The organism is Salinimicrobium sp. TIG7-5_MAKvit (assembly GCF_049569215.1).
In the GTDB taxonomy this organism is placed as follows: Bacteria; Bacteroidota; Bacteroidia; order Flavobacteriales; family Flavobacteriaceae; genus Salinimicrobium; species Salinimicrobium profundisediminis.
Map to the genome: position 1 here is coordinate 219,928 of NZ_CP145903.1, position 19,784 is coordinate 239,711.

Consider the following 19,784-nt stretch of genomic DNA (forward strand, 5'->3'; position numbering starts at 1 on the left):
GAAGAATTCCCTTTAATCGTGCTCCTCCAGCACCTTTTTCAATGCTGCCGCTTTTACCAGGCATTCTTCATATTCATTTTCGGGGATAGAACGCGACGTGATGGCGCTACCTACCGAAAAAGACACGTATTTAGAGGCCTGATTGTATAAGATACTGCGAATAACCACGTTAAAATCAAAATCGCCTGCAGGATCAAAATATCCTACCGCCCCGCTATACAGGCCACGCCTGGTCTCTTCCAGCTCTTCAATGATCTCCATGGCCGAGATCTTGGGAGCTCCCGTCATACTCCCCATAGGAAAAGTAGTGCGCAGCACCTCAACTGCAGGTATACCTTCCTCCAGCCTTGCTTTTACAGTAGATATCATTTGGTGCACCTGCCTAAAGCTGTACACCCTGCAAAGTTCGGTTACCTCAACACTGCCTTTTTTTGCTGTTTTTGAAAGGTCATTGCGAACCAGATCTACAATCATGATATTTTCAGATCTTTCTTTAGGATCTCTTTCAAGCTGCAGGGCAAGTTCTTTATCTTTTTCGGGATCAAAAAGGGCTCTGGGCGCAGTTCCTTTTATGGGCTGGGAAATTAATTGATCACCTTTCTTCTGAAGGTATCTTTCGGGCGAAGCTGATAGCAAATAATGATCGTTATTTCTGAAAAATGTGGCAAAAGGAGGTTTGGAAATATCATTTAAGGCTGAAAATTTCTGAAATGGATCAAAAACGGCACTTTCAGCATAGAATTCCTGACAAAAATTGGCTTCATAGATATCTCCCCTCTGAATATGCCCCAACATTCCCTGAACTTTCAGCAAATAAGCTTCTTTTGAGATTCGCGGACTTAGCCTGATCTCATTTTTCACCACCGGAAAAATTTCCTCCTGAAAATGCCCTTTTTGAAGGATCTGTTCCAGGTCTTCTTCCAGCTCATCATCTACTAACCCGAGATAATTCAGCTCGAGTTCATTTCCTTTTAAAGTAATGATCTTCTTCGGCTGAAAAAAGAACAATTCAGGAAAAAAGAGTCCGTCGTAGTTGTTGCTCTTCAGGTGTTCCACGTCATTTTTGAGATCGTAAGTGAGATACCCAAAAATCCAATCGGCAGTGGTTTCCTGATATTCCTTCAGCTTGTCAAAAGCTTCCGAAGCATCAGTTTGTATGGCTGTAAAGGCATCTACGGCGAGTAAAGCCTCAAAATTAGAGTAGCCGTCTTTATGTTCATTGCTGTCTAGCCACACCACTTCATTGTACTGGCGGGCCCAGTGCAACAGCGCCTTTTTAATGGGAAAATCTTTGTCAAATTTGACCTTTTTGGATATCCTCACTCCGCTGCTTACTTAATATTTTGAGAAAAAGAAGTGATCACATCAATGATGCCCAGGTCGAAAATCTCATTGATCACTACACCTTTTTCGGAATCAAAATTTTCATAGAACTGCGGCAGGCTGAAGCTCTCTACCACTTCACCTCCAAAACGCGGAAACTGGTTCTTGCAGTATTCTAAAGCCGAGGCACCACCGCGCTTGCCCGGTGAGGTACTCATTAAAAGTATCTTCTTGTCGGCGAGAAAGTTCTTTTCCACCCGTGACAGCCAGTCGATAATATTCTTGAAAAACCCTGAAACATTGGAGTTGTACTCATTCACTGCTATAATTAGAGCAGGAGCATCAACAATTTTTTTATAAATAAACTTCACTTGTTCAGGGAAGCCTTCTTTTTCCTTTACAATGCTGTAAAGAGGAATATCCAGCTCGTTAAGCTCGAGCACCTCTACTTGATGGTCTGAAATTCGCCGGGTTACATTGAGTATTAACTGGTGATTGATAGATGTTGGGCTGCTGGAGCCGGCAAAAGCCAGGATCTTTGTCATAGTAGTAAAATTAGCAGTCAAAAATACAAAATAGGCCGGGAAGAAATAAAGATAGCCTTAGCTTAAACAAAACCCATAGGCTTTCAATAATTTAAGTTTAACTTTGCCCCTTAAATTTTACTGCGTGACTTTTCAGGACCTCAACCTTACTACTCCCTTATTAAATGCACTTGAAGATCAAAAGATCTCTACTCCTACCCCAATCCAGGAGCAATCTTTACCTGTAATTCTCTCGGGAAGGGATATGGTGGGAATTGCCCAGACAGGTACAGGAAAAACCCTTGCATACCTTCTTCCCCTTTTAAAGACCCTGAAATATTCTGAACAAAAGAACCCGCGGATCCTCATTCTGGTACCTACGCGTGAGCTTGTGGTGCAGGTTGCAGAAGAACTTGAAAAGCTTACCAGGTACATAAACACACGTATTCTTGGTATTTACGGTGGCACCAACATTAATACTCAAAAACAACTGGTAGCCCAGGGATTGGATATTTTGGTTGCTACACCGGGAAGACTTTATGATCTTGCCATTAACCGCGACCTGCAGTTAAAATCTGTTCAAAAGCTGGTGATAGATGAAGTTGATGTGATGCTTGATTTGGGCTTTAGGTTTCAGCTAACGAATATTTTGGAGCTGCTCCCGGCCAACAGGCAAAACATTATGTTCTCGGCCACCATGACTGCCGATGTAGATAAACTGATTCAGGAAAACTATAAAAATCCCGAAACTGTATCGGTAGCCGCCAGTGGTGCCCCGCTGGAAAACATCAACCAGGAAGGCTTTGAAGTTCCAAACTTTTACACCAAGGTGAATCTTCTAAAACACCTGCTGGCCGATAAAGAAACCTTTCACAAGGTGCTCATTTTTGCTGGGAACAAAAGAATAGCCGATCGGCTTTTTCAAAACCTCGATCCTCTTTTCCCCGAAGAATGTACCGTGATCCATTCCAACAAGACCCAGAACTACCGTTTGAGGAGCATAAGGCAGTTTGGCGACGGATTTTGCCGCATACTCGTAGCTACAGACGTTATGGCACGTGGTCTCGATATTGAACAGGTGAGCCACGTCATTAACTTTGATACTCCTGCCTACCCAGAAAATTACATACACCGCATTGGCCGTACCGGTAGGGCCGAGAAAGAAGGACACGCCATACTTTTCACAACTCCTTCGGAAACAGAAGATCTTGAGAAGATAGAATCTTTGATGGACCTGAGGATCTCTTTTCAACCTTTACCCGATGCTGTGGAAGTATCTACAGAACTCATTCCGGAAGAACAGCCCAAATCTGATGAAATTTACAATCCGAATAAATCTTCAGATGAAGATCAACCGGGCCCTGCTTTTCACGACAAAAAGGAGAAGAATAAAAAAGTGAACTTAGGCGGATCCTATCGCCGGGAGATCAAGAAAAAGTACAAGAAACCAAAGACCCGCGGCGACAAGAACTACAACCGCAAGAAGAAAAAATAGACTCGATTCTACATTTTTAATGGTCCTGTTTTAAGATAAGATTTTCTTAATAAATAGTTAAGCCACTGTAAGATTATCCAGGGAAGATCTACGGATACCCTGCACCTCTAATCCAAAAAATTTGACGTTTATCTTCTCTAAGAGAGGATATTTAATTTATTGTAAACTAACAAGTAACATGCTACACCTCCCCTATTGATGCAGATTTTTACAAGCTGAGCAAATAAATTGAAAATTTTTTCTGTGAGAAAACACAGTAGGTACGCAGCTTCCGGGTATATGTAAGATATTTTGTAAAAATCTGGTATTTTGATGGTTGAGTTATTAAAAATTTATCCTAATTTTAACTTACTCCCCCTAATAGCCTAATATCGGAATGAGCAGAACGAAACAACTGCTGTCTAATATTTTTTAGATGCAAAAAACTACTTTTATGCCAGATGAAATTTCTACTGGTGCTTCGCACAGCCTCTCCAGTGCTTTTAATGGGCGTGATAATCAGGAATTTCTTCTGTTTATTTTTTCTGCGGAAGATCTTTCCATTAAGGCAGTAAATTACCGGTTTCTGCAGTACTTCAAAGACAGTTCTCCTGTTAAAGAAGACAGCGACAACTTTTACCGGGAAAAGATCCATCCTGAAGATTATTCGATTTTTTTACAGCTTCTGAAAAAATCTCACCCCCCTTCAAATCCCCAAGAAGGAACAAAGATAATACGGGTAAAATCTGCTTTTGAACACTGGAAAAGTTTCCAATTTGAATTTCGCAAGTATGACGGCTTTAAAGGTCGCAAGGAAAGTTTTATTCTTACCCTTGCCAAACCTGTAGATAATTCCAGCGTTAAGGGAAGAAAAGAACTGGGGCTCGAAAAAGAACAACTGCTGCAGGAAAGCCTTAACCGCTCTAGGGTCCTGGTAAATTCATTAGATCAGGGATTTGGAGTGGTTGAAATGATCTTTGACCTGCAAAAGAATCCTATTGATTATCTTTTTGTTGAAGTTAATCCGGCGTTTGAAAAACATACCGGTTTGAGAAACCCCCTGGGCCAAACAATGAGGGAATTTTATCGCGATCAAGAGAGCCACTGGTTTAATACTCTTGGAAAAGTCGCTTTTACAGGAAAGGCTGTACGCTTTGAAGATTACGCCGTTGCACATCACCGGTGGTTTGATGTCTACGCCTTTCCCATAGGAAGTTCAAAAAGCAGAAAAGTAGCCTGCCTTTTCTCAGACATTACCCCGCGTAAAGAAGCCGAAGAAAAGCTGCAAAAATTAAACGAGGATCTTGAACTAAAAGTAAAAAGCCGTACCCATGAGCTGGAGGAAAATAATGAACTGCTCCAGATGGTTTTTGACACTGTAAAACAAGGCATATTTGTAATTAAACCACTTTTTGGAGAGAATTATGACATTGTAGATTTTACCTATGTAAGAGTAAATAAGATCATTAACCGCTACTACAACCAACCCCAAATGGTAGGGCGTAGTTTTCTAAAGTATAATCCTGGCGCAACCGAAAAAGGGGTCTTTGAGGCCCTGAAGCAAACGATGCTGACAGGAGAATCTGCCGATTTTGAAATCGAAGTTGATCGTAACGGTAAAAATAACTGGTTCCAAATTTCAGGGAGGCGTCAAAAAGGCCTTCTCATCTGTTCCCTTGAAAATATTACGAGGAATAAATTAAAAGCTCAAAAATTAAGGGAAAACAGCAGATTTAAAAAACAACTGGTAGAAACTTCACCAGATGTGATAATGATTTTCAACCTGTATACCGAGAAAATAAGATACATCAACAGAGATATATCGGCTGAAGAAGGTATGACTGTGAAGAAAATTGAGGGTATGTCGCTACCTGACATCTTCCCATTAATCCATCCTCAGGACAGGCAGAAAACCCTGGGCTTTCACAGTGGACTTCTAAGAAGTTCTGATGATGATGTGCTAGAAGTAGAGTTCAGGTTAAAAGCACATGAAAAACAATGGGAATGTTATAATGCCCGGGGCAAGGTGTTCATGAGAAATGAAAAAGGAAATGTAGTGGAGTACATTGTTCTCCTAAGAAATGTTCAGTCCCAAAAAATGACACAGCAGGCCTTAATAACTGCCGAAAAACTTTCTATTAAAGGAGAAATAGCGAGAACCCTGGCCCACGAGTTGAGAAACCCACTGGCCAGCATCAACATGTCTGTAGACATACTGGAAAAACTTGGCCGGGAGTCGCATACAAAAAACTACACTGATATTATAAAGAGGAGCACCTCAACCTTAAATAATTTGGTGACCGATCTTTTAACGGCATCAAATTACTCCAAGCCTAAAATGAAAAAGTGCTGTTTGGCAAGAACCACAAACAAAGCTTTAAGTCATGCCAAAGATCGTATTTACCTTACAGGGGTTAGTGTATACAAAAAATACCGCGGCACCTACTTTATAAATGCCGACGAGGAGAAGCTTCAAATTGCAATACTGAATATTATTGTTAATGCCAGTGAAGCAATGGTGCCAAATGAGGGGAAGCTGACTTTTAGTATTAAGAAAAGAAAAAACACTTACTCCCTTACCATTACAGATAACGGCTGTGGAATGGTGAAGGAACAGCTGGACAGGCTCTTTGAATCTTTTTACACACGAAAACCCGGCGGCATGGGAATTGGACTATGTTCGGTCAAGAACATCCTTGACGATCATGATGCGACAATAGAAGTGGAAAGTGTTCCCAATGAAGGAACCACATTTATACTTACTTTTCCTGTTCATGAAGACGTTAAAAAAGGAAAATAAGCAGGTGAAGTTCAAAAAAAGCTATTATTGTGTATCTTCGGCAATTGTAAAAGAGGGGGATTTCTTTATAAATTCCACGAAGAAAATCATTACAAAAGTTGATCGCAATATATGGGGATAATTGATTCCATAGGGAATCTGGTGATGAAGAGCCGGATCGAAGACTTAGAAAATTCCATTAATAATCCTCATGAGACCCAGCAACGGGTCCTGCAGCAACTTCTGGAAACGACTAAGAACACCTATTACGGAAGGAAATTCCACTTTAAAGATATTCATAATTACCGCCAGTTTGTTGAACAGGTACCGATTAATAATTACGAAGACCTCCATCCTTATATAGAATTGATCCTAAAAGGGGAAACTAACGTACTTTGGCCTACCCCAATAAAATGGTTCGCCAAATCATCGGGAACCACGGGAGCTACCAGCAAGATGATCCCTGTTTCTACAGAAGGATTAGAACAGTGTCATTACCAGGGAGGTAGGGATATGCTGGCCTTATACATTCACAACTATCCCGATGCCAGGTTGTTTTCCGGAAAAAACCTTTCAATTGGCGGTAGCCAGGAAGGAAAACAGTCCAGCAACAACAGCCATTATATTGCCAACATCTCGGCCATTGTGATGAAAAACCTTCCCTTTTGGGCCCAGTTTGGAAGAACTCCAGGGCTGGAGGTCACTATGATGAACAACTGGGAAGAGAAGATCAAAAAGATCGCTGAAATAACTTCTCAACAACGGGTTACCAGCCTTGCCGGTTCCCCCATGTGGATGTTATTACTGCTCCAGCACATTATCAAAGAGAAAAACATTACCTATATCCAGGATGTATGGCCCGATCTTGAGGTATTTTTTCACGGATCTGTTTCTTTTGCGCCATACAGGCCCCTTTTTGAGGAGCTCGACAAAGACAAAAGCCTTAGGTACCTGGAGATCTTTAATGCTACTGAAGGATTTTTTGCACTTCAGGATCAAAAAGATGATCCTTCCCTCCTGCTGATGCTCAACTACGGAATTTTCTATGAGTTTATTCCTGAAAAAGAATTCCTTTCAGAAAACCCAAAGGTAATTCCCCTGAGTGAAGTCGAATTAGGGAAAAATTATTCGATGGTAATAAGTACAAACTCAGGTTTGTGGCGCTATAAAATTGGCGATACAATAAAATTCACCAGCACCAGCCCGTACCGCTTTACCATAAGCGGCCGTACCAAGCATTGTATCAATGTTTTTGGAGAAGACCTTTTTGCTGAACATGCCGAAAAAGCCATTTCACAGGCCTGCCGGGAAACAGGCGCGATTCTCCGCGATTTTACTGCAGCGCCCTATTTTTACGACCGGCGTAAAAAGGGATATCACGAATGGATCATAGAGTTTGTAAGATCTCCCGCAAATATGGAGAATTTTACAGATGTGCTGGACAGGGAATTGGGCAGGTACAATGATGATTATGCTTCAAAGCGGAAGAATGACATCGCCATTGAACGGCCTGTAGTGCGTGAAATGCCCGAAGGTACTTTTTATGAATGGCTAAAACGTAAAAATAAACTGGGTGGGCAACATAAGATACCACGCCTCTCCAACAGCCGCGAATTTGTAGAAGAACTTCTCAACATAAGAAGCTCCCTGCAACAGGAGATTTAATCTTCGGCCAGTAACTGATCAAGCAGCTCTTTAAAGCCCGAATCGTTCCAGTTTGCCGATCCTTTTTTGTTCACCGCTATTTTGCCTTTTTTAGAGATTACTATGGTGGTGGGTAAACTGCGTGACTGCAGCTTTTGAGGTACCATATCAAGAGGCTGATAAACCGGGAGCCTGTAGTGCTTTTTATTTAAGAACTGTTGTAGTTTGGCTGCCTCTTCAGTAGAAACAAAATAGAAATCAACCCTGTCGCCATATTGGTCATACAATTTCTGAAAAGAAGGCATTTCAGCAATACATGGAGGGCACCAGGTTGCCCACAGGTTTACTACGGCCACATTCCCAATACTGCTTTTGAAATTTACCGGCTCTCCATTTAGATCAACGAGGTTCCAGTTGTAATTCTCAAGCGTATCGCGCTCGTCTTCGGCAATTTTAGAAGGGCTAAACGAGATCATGCGGTTAAGACCCACCTGTATAGGTTTGCGAGTTTGGGGAACCAGCAACAAAATGATGAGAATAATAAACAGGATGTTAGACCAGTTCTTCTTTAAAAATTCCATGTGATAAATTCTGGTGCATAAAAGTAAGCCGAAATATTTACCTGTCAAAAATGGCATTTTTGAAACCTCTTCTTTTTTAGGATTATTAGTATCTTGAAGACCGAACAAAAAAAATGATAATTGAAAATGATCCCCACTAAGAAAATAAGTCTTGGATTAATAACAGCCGCGATTATAACGGCTTGTGGCCCGGGTAGTTCTACTGCTCCTGCCACTCCCACCAATTCTGATGAAACAGTACAAAAAACTACTATGAAAAACGATCTTTTACAAGAGTGGACCGGCCCTTATGGCGGGGTGCCCCGGTTTGATGAAATGAAGCTGGAAGATCTCAAACCTGCACTGGAACAGGGAATGGCTTCCCACCTGCAGGAAGTGCTTATGATCTCTGCAAATCCTGCCCCACCAACCTTTGAAAATACCATTTTGGCCATGCAGCAATCGGGTGAAGCCCTGGACCGGGCCTTTACCTACTACGGAATTTGGAGCAGCAATATGTCTTCACCTGAATTCAGGGAAATTCAGCAGGAACTGGTACCCAAGATCTCTGAATACTCTTCAAAAATATCACAAAATAAAGAGCTTTTTGAGAGAATAAAAGCAGTGTATGAGCAGTCGCAGGTAGATCCTCTCCCAGCTCAACAGCAACGTGCGGTACAACTTATGTACGAAGATTTTGCTATGGAAGGAGCAGATCTTAACGAAGCCGACAAAGAGAGATATGCTCAAATCAACAAAGAACTTTCGCGTCTTTACACGCAGTTTAGCAACAATGTTTTAGCCGAAGAAGAAAACTACGTGGTTTATCTTGAAGAAGATCAGCTAAGCGGCCTGCCCGAATCTTTTGTAAAAGCAGCGGCCAAAGCAGCGACCGATCGTGGAGAGGAAGGCAAATATGCCGTACTTAACACCCGCTCTTCTATGGATCCTTTCCTCACCTATTCTGATGAAAGAGAGCTTAGAAAGAAGGTGTGGGACAATTACTATTCCCGTGGTGACAACAATGACGAATATGACAATAAGCAAATTATCAAGGAAATCCTGAAGTTACGCGATGAGCGTGTAGAACTGCTCGGTTTTGAAAATTATGCCCAGTGGAGGTTGCAAGACCGCATGGCAAAAACTCCCGAAAGAGCCATGGAGCTTATGGAGGCAGTTTGGCCGGCAGCCCTGGCACGTGTAGAAGAAGAAGTGGCAGATATGCAGGCAGTGGCCGAAGCTGAAGGAAAAGATGTTGTAATTGCCCCGTGGGATTATCGTTATTACGCCGAAAAGGTGAGACAGGAAAAATACGATCTGGAATCGGATGAAGTAAAGCAATACCTCCAGCTCGATAAATTGACAGAAGCGCTCTTCTTCACAGCCGACAGGGTTTTCAATTATAAATTCACCCCTGTACCAAAAGGTACCGTTCCTGTTTTTCATGAAGACGTAAAGGTGTGGGAAGTGACCAATAAAGATACCGGCAAACATATTGGCCTCTGGTATCTTGATCCATACGCGCGAAAAGGGAAAAGATCTGGTGCATGGGCTTCTCAATATCGCAGCCATGCCGAAATGGAAGGAAAGGAAGAAACTGTTCTTGCCTCCAACAACTCGAATTTTGTAAAACCTGCGCCGGGAGAACCATCGCTCATTTCTTGGGATGATGCTACCACTTTTTTCCACGAGTTTGGTCATGCCCTTCATTTCTTTTCTTCCGAAGTAAAATATCCTATTTTAAACAGCGGAGTGAGAGATTATACCGAATTCCAGTCTCAGCTGCTGGAAAGATGGTTGTCTACCGATGAAGTGATCAATCGCTTTTTGGTGCATCACGAGACAGGAGAACCTATCCCGCAGGAACTGGTGGAAAAGATCAAAAAAGCTTCCACTTTTAATCAGGGATTTGCAACAACCGAATTCCTTGCTTCTGCTTTGATGGATATGAAGTTGCACACCACAGATCCTTCAGAAATTGATATGGATACTTTCGAAAAAGAGACTCTTGATGAACTCAATATGCCTTCTGAAATTGTAATGAGGCACCGTACGCCCCATTTTGGGCACGTATTCTCGGGCGAAGGTTATGCTACCGGTTATTACGGCTACCTGTGGGCTGATGTTTTAACTTCGGATGCTGCGGAAGCTTTTAGAGAAGCCCCGGGCGGATTCTATGATGAAAATGTAGCTGCAAAACTGGTGAAGTATTTATTCGCACCACGCAATGCAATGGATCCGGCTGAAGCTTACCAGCTCTTTAGAGGAAGAGATGCAAATATTGATGCGCTAATGAGAGACAGGGGCTTCCCTGTTCCTTCAGCTAAAGAATAGCAACAGGATTTTTCTTAAAAAAACAAGAGGCCGGAAATGATTCCGGCCTATTTTATTATAGCAATTCGCTAAAATGATCTTTAAGTGCTTTTTGAGCCGCGTGAAAGCCGCACATACCGTGAACGCCACCACCAGGAGGCGTAGATGAAGAACAAATGTACACCCGTGGATCTGGCGTAGCATAAGGAGATATTTTGGCCACAGGCCTCGTGAATAGCTGTGTTATATCCTGTCGCCCTCCATTGATATCCCCTCCCACGAGATTAGAATCAAACTGTTCGAGGGCCACAGTGTTCATGGCCGATCTTTCGAGGATACTATCTTTAAAACCCGGGGCAGCACGTTCAATTTGATTTTCTATGATCTCTGTATAATCTGTGGTATCGCCATTGGGAACGTGAATATACGCCCAGGCCGTATGCTTACCTTCGGGCGCCCGCGTGGAATCAAAAGGGGTATGCTGGGCAACAAGCACATAAGGAGTATCGGTCATTTTTTTATTGTGAATACCTTCTTCAGACGCTTCAATTTCCTTCTGAGAAAATCCCAGATGTATAGTTGCGGCTTTTCGGCATTTTTCACTGGTAAAAGGAATAGGTTCACTTAGCGCCCAGTCCATTTTGAAAACACCGGCACCATATTTATAAGCCTCCAGCCGCTTGCGGTAAAGAGAATTAAAATTAAGACCCTTGATCTTCAGCAGCTGTTTTGGGGTAAGATCGAAGAGATAAGAATACGCATTGGGCAGGTCGCGAATATCGTTCACCAACTGGTCACAGTAGATCTCACCGCCCAGAGATTTATAGTGCTGTACTAGGGCATCAAAGAAATTCCCAGCTCCTCCTTTTGGAAAAGGCCAGTTATATTTATGCGCACTGGTGGTGAGCACCAGTCCAAAAGAAGCAGAGATCAAAGTGTTTAGAGGAAGTGTGGAATGAGCGGCCGAGCCGTAAAAAAACATCTTCGTTTTCTCATTTTTGAAGTATTTGTCTGCAATCATTTTTGCTGAAGGCAGGGCTTTGAGTCCGAACTTCATAAATTGCAAAGGATGATCGGGAATGCCCAGTGGCCCCAACAGGTCTTCATTGAGCTTATCCCAATTCTCCAGTAAAGGATTTATAAGATTGAGATAGGCCTCCTGATCTTCTCCCAGCTGCGCAGCCGTGGCTTGAATCTCCTTGTAGCAGGCATAAGCTGTACCATCATCAAAAGGATGTGCATAGGCAACTTCGGGAAAGACCCACTCCAGGCCATACTGCTGCAGGGGCAGATTCCGGAAGAAAGGAGAGGCCAGCCCCAGGGGCATAATAGCCGAACCTACATCGTGCTTAAAGCCCGGGAGGGTTAACTCCTTTGTTTTAGTGGCACCACCGGGTACCGCTGCCTGCTCAAAAATGGCAGTTTTTAATCCTTTTTGCTGTAATCTTATGGCTGCAGCTATGCCATTGCTTCCGCAACCAATAATTATGGCATCATATTTTTTAGACATTATGGTAAATCTTTTTCCAGGTCGAGACTGTTGAGATACTCTTCAAAGGTGATTTCACCATTCTTCTCTCCAACCATATCATGAGTAGTTACAAATTTGAAGTAATGAAGTTTAGCCGAAATATCATCATCTACCATTTCGGGAAGAAACATCCCCCATTCAGCGATCTTTTCGGGAACGGGGATCACCTTCCCTCCCACTTTTTCGGCAACCATATCGGCCATTTCCCTGCGGGTATGGATCAAAGGCCCTCCTACTTCTTTTAATTCGGGCCCTTCATGTAAGTACTGCACCACAACTTTAGCCAAATCTTTTTGATGAATACTGTTGGTTTTAGCATCACCGTCACCTACAATGGGAATGACTTTTCTTTTGGCCATTATAGCAAGATCGTGAAGACCCGAATAAAACCCTACCGGTCTTATAATGGTATGATCAAGACCTGAAGCTTCGAGCGCATCTTCAAACATCTTGTGAGATTTGGCCACTTCATATTCCAGCGCTTTTTCGGCACCTTTAATAGAAACATAAATAAATCGTTTGACACCGTTCTTCAAAGCATCATCAAGAATATTGGAATTAGCATAAAAATCGTTCTCCACGAATGATTTGCCCCGGTTGGTAAATAAACTAACACTTTTCCCCAGGGTAGAAATCACTATAGAAACATCTTTTGTAATGTCTCTAATCACTTCATTACCTTCACTGGCATCGGCTTTCCAAATATCATTCGTATAAGGAGAGACCTCTTCGGCCCCATCTTCAGAATGTACCAGTACTCTAACATCTTTCCCCTGTTGGTGTAGTAATTTAAGGACTTCAAGCCCCAGGGCTCCGGAAGCTCCGGCTAATAGAATTTTCTCCTCCATGACTATAAGCTTTCTTCCTGAAATTACAGGAAATAATCTGAAGAAGATCCGGAATTTAAAGGATTAACAAAAAATTAGAGCGTTACCCGGCTCGCTTTCTCCCGCTCCATTTCACGCCTGCAAAATATTCTGAGTTTTTCTTTGGCTTTGATAACTGACATTTTTCTTCGGTGGGCGCAGGTCACTTTATCGGGTTTTTGGGTGTTGATTAATTTTGAAAGGGTAGCTTTTTCTGAAGAATTCAACAAATCAAGATGAGGCTTCATCAATTTGTAGATAGTAATGGCATCCATAATTGATTTTTTTCTAGCAACTGCTAATAGGTTGTTTCTAAAGGTAATAAAAATTAGGAACATGAGGAAGCACAAGCTACAGAGATGCTTCTAAAGAAATAAAAAAAAAGAAAAATGGTAAAGAAAAATAAGGCACACAAAAACATCACCCTCAAAAGAAGGACCTCTTACACCTTTATAAATTTTCTATTATCCTGCAATTTCCAAAATGACTAAAACTATGGCGAAAATGGCGATCAAAAAGATCATTCCAAGTACAATAGCAATTATCACCTTTTGGGTAGTAGAAAACTCGACGGTGTAATTATTCCAGATGTTTGTTAGTGCGCTCATAGGTAACGGAGTTTAATAATTCCAAAATACAAACTACACATAACTTACTGTGCTTCTTAAATTTACAATAAAAAATTTGCTTTAACAACTAAACTTTAAAAAGACACCAGGTTTAAATATCAGGGATAATTCTTTATCTTTTTCCAGGTGCTGTTTTTTGAGCTTAAAAGGAATTATTAAAGTTTTAGCATAAAATAGCATCTGCCTGCCATATTTTTGTGGTACATGAATCAAAAAAGGAAATATACCGAAGGAGGGATCTTTACATCCCTTTTCCACCTCGCCGTTCCTATAATCCTGGCAAACATACTCCAAACTGCTTATCAGCTAATCGATACCTTTTGGCTGGGTAGACTGGGTGCAAATGCTGTTGCTGCAGTAAGCATCAGTTTCCCCCTGTTATTCCTGGTGTTGTCACTGGGCTCGGGCTTAACCTTGGCGGGAACCGTGCTGGTCTCTCAATACTATGGTGCCGAAGATCAAAAAAGAGTAGATTTTAATTCATCACAAACCATTTCCCTGATCTTTTTTATATCTCTATTCCTTTCGGTGTTGAGCTATTTTGCAGCTGCACCGCTCATGAAGCTCATTGGTGCAGGCCCTGAAATCCTGGAAGATTCAGTGAGTTACTTTCAGGTCTCTTCCATTGGATTTGTGTTTCTCTTTATGTTCTTTTCCTTCCAGTCGCTCATGCGCGGGATAGGAAATGTGATGCTGCCCGTTTATATCGTACTATTTACCGTATTCCTGAACCTTATCCTGGACCCTCTTTTTATCTATGGATACGGTCCCATACCCGGATATGGGGTAGCCGGGGCGGCAGTTGCAAGTATTATTACCCAGGCACTTTCAGCTGTCATAGGCCTGTGGATCCTTTTTAGAGGCAGGAGCGGAATCAGGATTCATTTTAACCAGATGAGACCTCACATTTCTACCTTAAAACGGATTGTCAATCTTGGAATTCCTGCCAGTATAGAACAATCTACCAGAGCTCTTGGGATGACCTTTATGGTAATACTTGTTACGGGCTTTGGAAGTGAAGTGGTGGCAGCCTATGGAATTGGCGCCCGAATTTTAAGCTTTATCATTATCCCGGCACTGGGGCTCGCCATTGCCACCACCTCTCTCGTAGGACAAAACATTGGAGCCATCAAAATTAAACGGGCTGAGCAGGTTGCAAACTTAAGTAGCAAGATCGCTTTTTTTGGCCTTACCGCAATGGGAGTTCTCATGTACTTCTTTGCTGTTCCCATCACAGCTTTCTTTATTCCTAACGATCCTGAAGTAATTAATGATGCCGCATATTTCATAAAGATTATGGCACCCAGTTTCGGACTTTTAGGCGTACAGCAGGTTTTAAACGGGGTTTTTAATGGTGCAGGATTCACCAAAGCCTCAATGCTCATTTCAATCCTCAACCTCTGGATCATCAGGTTTCCTGTGGCTTTTATGCTTTCGCACAAAACCGACCTTAGCTACGAAGGGATCTGGTGGGCGTTTCCAATTTCGAACCTCATTGCTGCCCTGGCCGCTTTTATTTACTTTAAGCGGGGTTACTGGAAACTGAGACTCTATAAGAAGAGAAATTAACAGCAGTTCCCGATTCACAAGAGCTTAACAATTATATTTTTTTGCTGTTAAAAGTCTTTTGGTTCCGTTCCAAAAATGGGAATTTAGAGTTATAATAAACTTAAAATCAGCAAACATGGCACAGTCAGATTCTAAGACCACAAAAGATCATAACACCATTAAGAACTGGACCGAAGAAAGAGACGGAAAACCTGCAGTGGTAGAAAGTACAACCAACAGTAGTGAAGGCGGGGGTTTACTCCGCATCAATTTCCCCGGTTATGCAGAAGATAATCTCAAAAATATCTCGTGGGAAGAGTTCTTCAGGATATTCGACGAAAATAATTTACAATTCCTTTACCAGGAAAATACCAAAGATGGTGGAGAAAGTAAATTTTTCAAGTTTGTGAGCGACGATTAATAAAAATCTCTGGAAAAAGGTCAATTAGGAAAACCTATTCAGAATTGGATAATTCAGGAACTCAGAAAACCATTTTTTTTTACTGAAGAGAACTTCTGAAGACTTTTACTTCTTAATATAGCACCAATAATCTAAATTTGATTTTCAATTTTCCTGCTAAGGAATAAGTTACATTTCATGTACAAAATAAAGAACGATCAATTAAGCATAGGTGTACGAAAAACCGGTGCTGAACTCTGCAGCCTGAAAAAGACCGGAAGTGAACTTGAATATCTCTGGCAGGGAACACCCGAAATTTGGGGCGGGCAGGCCCCAAACCTTTTTCCTGTTGTTGGAGGTCTAAAAGAAGATACTTACTTCTTTGAAGGCAACAAATATTCTTTGCCAAGACATGGCTTTCTTAGGCACAACAAAAATTTTATACTTAAAGAACAGCATGAAAATCAGCTGGTTTTTGAGCTAAGCTATTTCGAAGAAACCCTGAAAGTATATCCTTTCAAATTTACTTTCGAAATAAGTTTTAGCCTTAAAGAAAACAAAGTGTGTGTTTCTCATCGGGTTCTTAATCTTGATGAAAAGCCGCTCTACTTTTCCCTCGGCGGGCATCCTGCTTTTAATGTCCCGCTCTATGAGGATGAATCTCTGGAAGATTATTTTCTTGATTTTAATAGGGATATGAACCTCCACAGTTACACCCTGACTCAAACAGGTTTAATCAAAGAGCAGACGGTGGAAGTGCTCAAAAATGATAAAAAGATCCAGCTTCATAAAAACCTTTTTGACCGGGATGCTCTTATTTTTAAAAATATTCCCTCAAAAAGAATCAGCTTAAAAAATAAGTCCGGCAAAAATATTCTTACTGTTGAATATGAAGATTTCAGGCATCTGGGAATATGGTCAAAACCGGCAGCTCCTTTTGTTTGTCTTGAACCATGGCTGGGCTATGCCGATGTTGAAAATACTAATCAGGATCTAAAAACGAAAGAAGGCATTAACGAATTAATGCCTTCTCAGGAATTTAAAGCTTCTTATTCTATTCAAATTGAATAAAAGAACAAATTATTAATTAGCTTCTGGTCTTCTTTTTGGCGGCTTTGGCGGCACGCTTTTCTTTCAGGCTTAGAACGGGTTCTTTCTTAGCTGAATTCTTTGAAGGTGATTTTTCTTTAGGCATCTTTTTGCATATTTAATTTAGTATAAATGTAGTGAAAGAGATGAATCGAAATCAAGCAATTAAAACTTTTTTAATCAGCAGCATATAAAAAAAATAATCTCCCAAAAATGGCATTTTTGAGAGATCATTATGAATGTTTATTAAGCTGAATCTATGAATGAATCGGCCTGTTATCGGTGGCTGCAAGGGCAGCTTCTTTAACGGCTTCAGCATAAGTGGGGTGTGCGTGGCTCATCCTTGAAATATCTTCGGCCGAGGCACGAAACTCCATGGCAGTCACAGCTTCAGCAATAAGATCGGCTACCCGGGCACCTATCATGTGCACACCAAGTATCTCATCTGTAGTTGCGTCGGAAAGTATCTTCACCATTCCGTCGATATCTCCACTGGCTCTTGATCTTCCCAGGGCGCGCATAGGGAATTTTCCTTCCTTATATTTTACACCTTCTTCTTTTAGTTGTGCTTCGGTCTTACCAACGGCGGCAACTTCAGGCCATGTATAAACCACACCCGGAATTAAGTTGTAATCGATGTGTGGCTTTTGTCCGGCGATAACTTCAGCAACAAGAGTTCCTTCTTCCGAAGCTTTGTGCGCCAGCATTGGGCCTTTGATCACATCGCCTATGGCATAAATGTTCTTTGCTGAAGTTTGTAGCCGGGCATTCACCTCTACCCTTCCGCGGTTGTTAATTTTCACTCCCGCAGCTTCAGCGTTAAGTCCTTCAGTATAAGGTTTACGGCCTACAGAAACCAGGCAGTAATCCCCTTTAAATTCAACTTCTTTGTCTTTTTTGTCTTTGGCTTTAACCACGACTTCATCCCCGTTACGCTCTACAGAATTCACCTGGTGCGAAACATAGAATTTCATTCCCTGCTTTTTAAGGCTCCTGGTCAATTCTTTGGCAAGGGCAGCATCCATTGTAGGAATAATACTGTCCATATACTCCACAACCGAAACTTTTGCACCAAGCCTCATATATACCTGCCCAAGTTCCAGACCTATCACTCCGCCACCAATCACAATAAGGTGTTCGGGGATTTCTTTAAGTTCAAGAGCTTCAGTAGAAGTGATGATCTTCTCTTTGTCAAGCTTTATAAATGGAAGATTGGCAGGCTTTGAACCTGTTGCAATAATGCTGTTTTTAGCTTCAAGAACTTCGGTTTCACCATCAGATTTTTTGATGTTGATATGGGTTTCATCTTTAAAAGACCCCACACCTTCAAAAACGTCGATATTGTTCTTGTTCATAAGAAATTTTATCCCATCTACCGTTTGGTTCACCACAGAACGTTTTCTCTCGATCATTTTTTCCATGTTCACTTTTACCTCCCCCGGAATTTCAATCCCGTGCTCTTCAAAATGCTTCACGGCATCATCGTAGTGATGTGAAGAATCGAGTAGCGCCTTGCTGGGAATACATCCCACGTTTAAACAGGTGCCTCCAAGACTGGAATACTTTTCTATAAGTGCGGTTTTCATCCCCAATTGCGCGCAACGAATGGCAGCGACATATCCTCCGGGGCCTGAACCTATAACAGCAACATCATATTTGCTCATAAGTAAGTTTTTTGTTGAGTTTTTACAAGAATAACAAAAGTACGACTATTAATGACAAATGAAAAGACCGGATTGTTTTGGGAGATATTAGGTGTGAGAAATTAGATTTGAGACAAGGAAAATTTGGCTTGTCGGGTACTGAAATAAGTTGACCGTTTTACGGAGTTTAATACAACTCAGTACTATGGCAAAACCACAGGATTTTTCTAAAGAAGCATCTAATCGAGTAAATCGTTACTTTAGTGAGAGCTTTAAACGTAAGAAGGTACGGGAAATTGAGAAGAACATTTCTACCGTTCTGGAAGTGAGTAAGGAATATGAAGTGTCGACTACGGCAGTTTATAAATGGCTGGACAAGTACTCCCGCAACCGCAAACGAGGTGTAAAACAAGTTGTTGAGCTTATGAGCGATACCCGTAAAATACAGGATTTGAAGGCCAAGATCCGCGAACTGGAGCAACTGGTTGGACAAAAGCAGTTCGAGATCGAGTTCAAAAATAAGATGATCGATATTGCTGAAGAGATGTATGACATCGACATCAAAAAAAAACTTGGTTCCAAACCCTTACCTGGTTCTGGCTCAACAGGAAAGAACACCGATGGAAAATGAACCAGATCTATTGTTGGTTAGGAACTACAAAGCAGAACGTGCATCAGCGGCTCAACAGAGAAATCGAAAGAGAGGAAGAGAAAGAGCAGCTAAAAGTAATTCTGCGGCAGGTAAGAGAGGATCATCCGGATATGGGGTGTAAAGCGCTCTACAAGAAAGTAAATCCTGAGACAATGGGCAGAGACAGGTTCTTTGACTTTTATGGTGAATATGGATTTAAAATAGCGCCAAAAAAGTCCTTTAGAAGAACCACAGACAGTACCGGAGTAATACGTTTTCCTAACCTGGTTAAGGATCGGGAGTTGACAGATATAAACCAGGTATGGGTGAGTGATATAACCTACTATGAAATGAACAGTAAGTTCTATTACCTCACCTTCATAATGGACCAATATTCCAGGAGGATAATTGGTTATAGTGCCAGCAAAACTCTTAAAACAGTTGACACCACAGTACCAGCTTTAAAGATGGCTCTGACTCGCATCAAAGGAGATGAAGAGGTAAAACCTATCATACACTCCGATGGTGGAGGACAGTACTACAGCAAAGAGTTTTTAAAACTTACCAAAGGATATTTAAGAAACAGCATGTGTGTCAATGTCTATGAAAATCCTCATGCAGAAAGGATCAACGGAACAATAAAGAACAGTTATTTGAAAGGATATAATCCTACCAATTTAAATGAGCTGAATAGAAAATTAAGTAAAGCTGTATATATGTATAACCATGAGAAACCACACAGCTCAATACATGATTATACTCCCGTAGAATATGAATATAGATTAAACAAAGAATTAGTAACTTTAAATTAAATAACCAACTCTCAAAAA

General features: G+C 41.5%; 17 protein-coding genes. 9 read left to right on the forward strand and 8 right to left on the reverse strand.

What is annotated here, in order from left to right:
* Positions 1-12 precede the first annotated feature (12 nt).
* Positions 13-1,323 carry an anthranilate synthase component I family protein gene (locus tag V5739_RS01025; protein WP_423819308.1) on the reverse strand — a complete coding sequence of 437 codons (1,311 nt, stop codon included), beginning with the start codon at positions 1,321-1,323 and terminating at the stop codon, positions 13-15.
* A gap of 8 nt (positions 1,324-1,331) precedes the next feature.
* Complete coding sequence (locus tag V5739_RS01030) at positions 1,332-1,868, reverse strand: NADPH-dependent FMN reductase (protein ID WP_423819309.1); 537 nt, start codon at positions 1,866-1,868, stop codon at positions 1,332-1,334.
* Between the two features lie 124 nt (positions 1,869-1,992).
* Here V5739_RS01030 and V5739_RS01035 point away from each other — a divergent pair, with 124 nt between their 5' ends.
* The 3 genes from V5739_RS01035 (at position 1,993) to V5739_RS01045 (ending at position 7,765) form a co-directional block, all read left to right on the forward strand.
* Positions 1,993-3,342 carry a DEAD/DEAH box helicase gene (locus V5739_RS01035; RefSeq protein ID WP_423819310.1) on the forward strand — a complete coding sequence of 450 codons (1,350 nt, stop codon included), beginning with the start codon at positions 1,993-1,995 and terminating at the stop codon, positions 3,340-3,342.
* 433 nt (positions 3,343-3,775) lie between these two features.
* A complete protein-coding gene (locus tag V5739_RS01040) occupies positions 3,776-6,121 on the forward strand; it encodes a PAS domain-containing sensor histidine kinase (protein ID WP_423819311.1) in 2,346 nt (781 codons plus the stop codon).
* 111 nt (positions 6,122-6,232) lie between these two features.
* Positions 6,233-7,765, forward strand: a complete 1,533-nt coding sequence (locus V5739_RS01045; RefSeq protein ID WP_423819312.1) for a GH3 auxin-responsive promoter family protein — start codon at positions 6,233-6,235, stop codon at positions 7,763-7,765.
* On the opposite strand, the gene V5739_RS01050 is transcribed toward V5739_RS01045, so the two are convergent.
* Positions 7,762-8,325: a TlpA family protein disulfide reductase gene (locus V5739_RS01050; RefSeq protein ID WP_423819313.1), complete on the reverse strand. Its 564-nt coding sequence runs from the start codon at positions 8,323-8,325 to the stop codon at positions 7,762-7,764. The two genes, V5739_RS01045 and V5739_RS01050, sit on opposite strands and share 4 nt — an antisense overlap.
* A 126-nt stretch (positions 8,326-8,451) precedes the next feature.
* On the opposite strand from V5739_RS01050, the gene V5739_RS01055 reads away from it, so the two are divergent.
* Positions 8,452-10,638: a M3 family metallopeptidase gene (locus V5739_RS01055; RefSeq protein WP_423819314.1), complete on the forward strand. Its 2,187-nt coding sequence runs from the start codon at positions 8,452-8,454 to the stop codon at positions 10,636-10,638.
* 55 nt (positions 10,639-10,693) lie between these two features.
* Here the strand turns inward: V5739_RS01055 and V5739_RS01060 are convergent, their stop codons facing one another.
* From V5739_RS01060 to V5739_RS01075, 4 genes are all read right to left on the reverse strand, one after another.
* Positions 10,694-12,127, reverse strand: a complete 1,434-nt coding sequence (locus V5739_RS01060; RefSeq protein WP_423819315.1) for a phytoene desaturase family protein — start codon at positions 12,125-12,127, stop codon at positions 10,694-10,696.
* Positions 12,127-12,996, reverse strand: coding sequence for an SDR family oxidoreductase (locus tag V5739_RS01065; protein WP_423819316.1), 870 nt, complete (start codon positions 12,994-12,996; stop codon positions 12,127-12,129). The genes V5739_RS01060 and V5739_RS01065 overlap by 1 nt, the downstream gene beginning before the upstream one ends.
* 74 nt (positions 12,997-13,070) lie before the next feature.
* Positions 13,071-13,289, reverse strand: coding sequence for a hypothetical protein (locus V5739_RS01070; RefSeq protein ID WP_423819317.1), 219 nt, complete (start codon positions 13,287-13,289; stop codon positions 13,071-13,073).
* Between the two features lie 189 nt (positions 13,290-13,478).
* Positions 13,479-13,622, reverse strand: coding sequence for a hypothetical protein (locus tag V5739_RS01075; protein ID WP_266068989.1), 144 nt, complete (start codon positions 13,620-13,622; stop codon positions 13,479-13,481).
* A 225-nt stretch (positions 13,623-13,847) separates the two neighbouring features.
* Here V5739_RS01075 and V5739_RS01080 point away from each other — a divergent pair, with 225 nt between their 5' ends.
* From V5739_RS01080 to V5739_RS01090, 3 genes are all read left to right on the forward strand, one after another.
* Positions 13,848-15,212, forward strand: a complete 1,365-nt coding sequence (locus V5739_RS01080; protein ID WP_423819318.1) for an MATE family efflux transporter — start codon at positions 13,848-13,850, stop codon at positions 15,210-15,212.
* A 115-nt stretch (positions 15,213-15,327) separates the two neighbouring features.
* Positions 15,328-15,612, forward strand: coding sequence for a hypothetical protein (locus V5739_RS01085; RefSeq protein ID WP_423819319.1), 285 nt, complete (start codon positions 15,328-15,330; stop codon positions 15,610-15,612).
* 177 nt (positions 15,613-15,789) lie between these two features.
* On the forward strand, positions 15,790-16,662 hold the full coding sequence (locus tag V5739_RS01090) for an aldose 1-epimerase family protein (RefSeq protein ID WP_423819320.1): 873 nt from the start codon (positions 15,790-15,792) through the stop codon (positions 16,660-16,662).
* A gap of 275 nt (positions 16,663-16,937) precedes the next feature.
* Here V5739_RS01090 and lpdA read toward each other — a convergent pair whose 3' ends face one another.
* The gene (gene lpdA, locus V5739_RS01095) at positions 16,938-18,344 is read right to left on the reverse strand and encodes a dihydrolipoyl dehydrogenase (RefSeq protein ID WP_423819321.1); all 1,407 of its coding nucleotides are present in this window, start codon (positions 18,342-18,344) and stop codon (positions 16,938-16,940) included.
* A 184-nt stretch (positions 18,345-18,528) separates the two neighbouring features.
* On the opposite strand from lpdA, the gene V5739_RS01100 reads away from it, so the two are divergent.
* Together V5739_RS01100 and V5739_RS01105 are read left to right on the forward strand one after the other, a co-directional pair.
* Positions 18,529-18,954 (forward strand): transposase, encoded by a 426-nt coding sequence (locus V5739_RS01100; protein WP_423818004.1) that lies wholly within the window; start codon positions 18,529-18,531, stop codon positions 18,952-18,954.
* Complete coding sequence (locus tag V5739_RS01105; RefSeq protein ID WP_423818005.1) at positions 18,951-19,766, forward strand: IS3 family transposase; 816 nt, start codon at positions 18,951-18,953, stop codon at positions 19,764-19,766. The genes V5739_RS01100 and V5739_RS01105 overlap by 4 nt, the downstream gene beginning before the upstream one ends.
* Positions 19,767-19,784 lie beyond the last annotated feature (18 nt).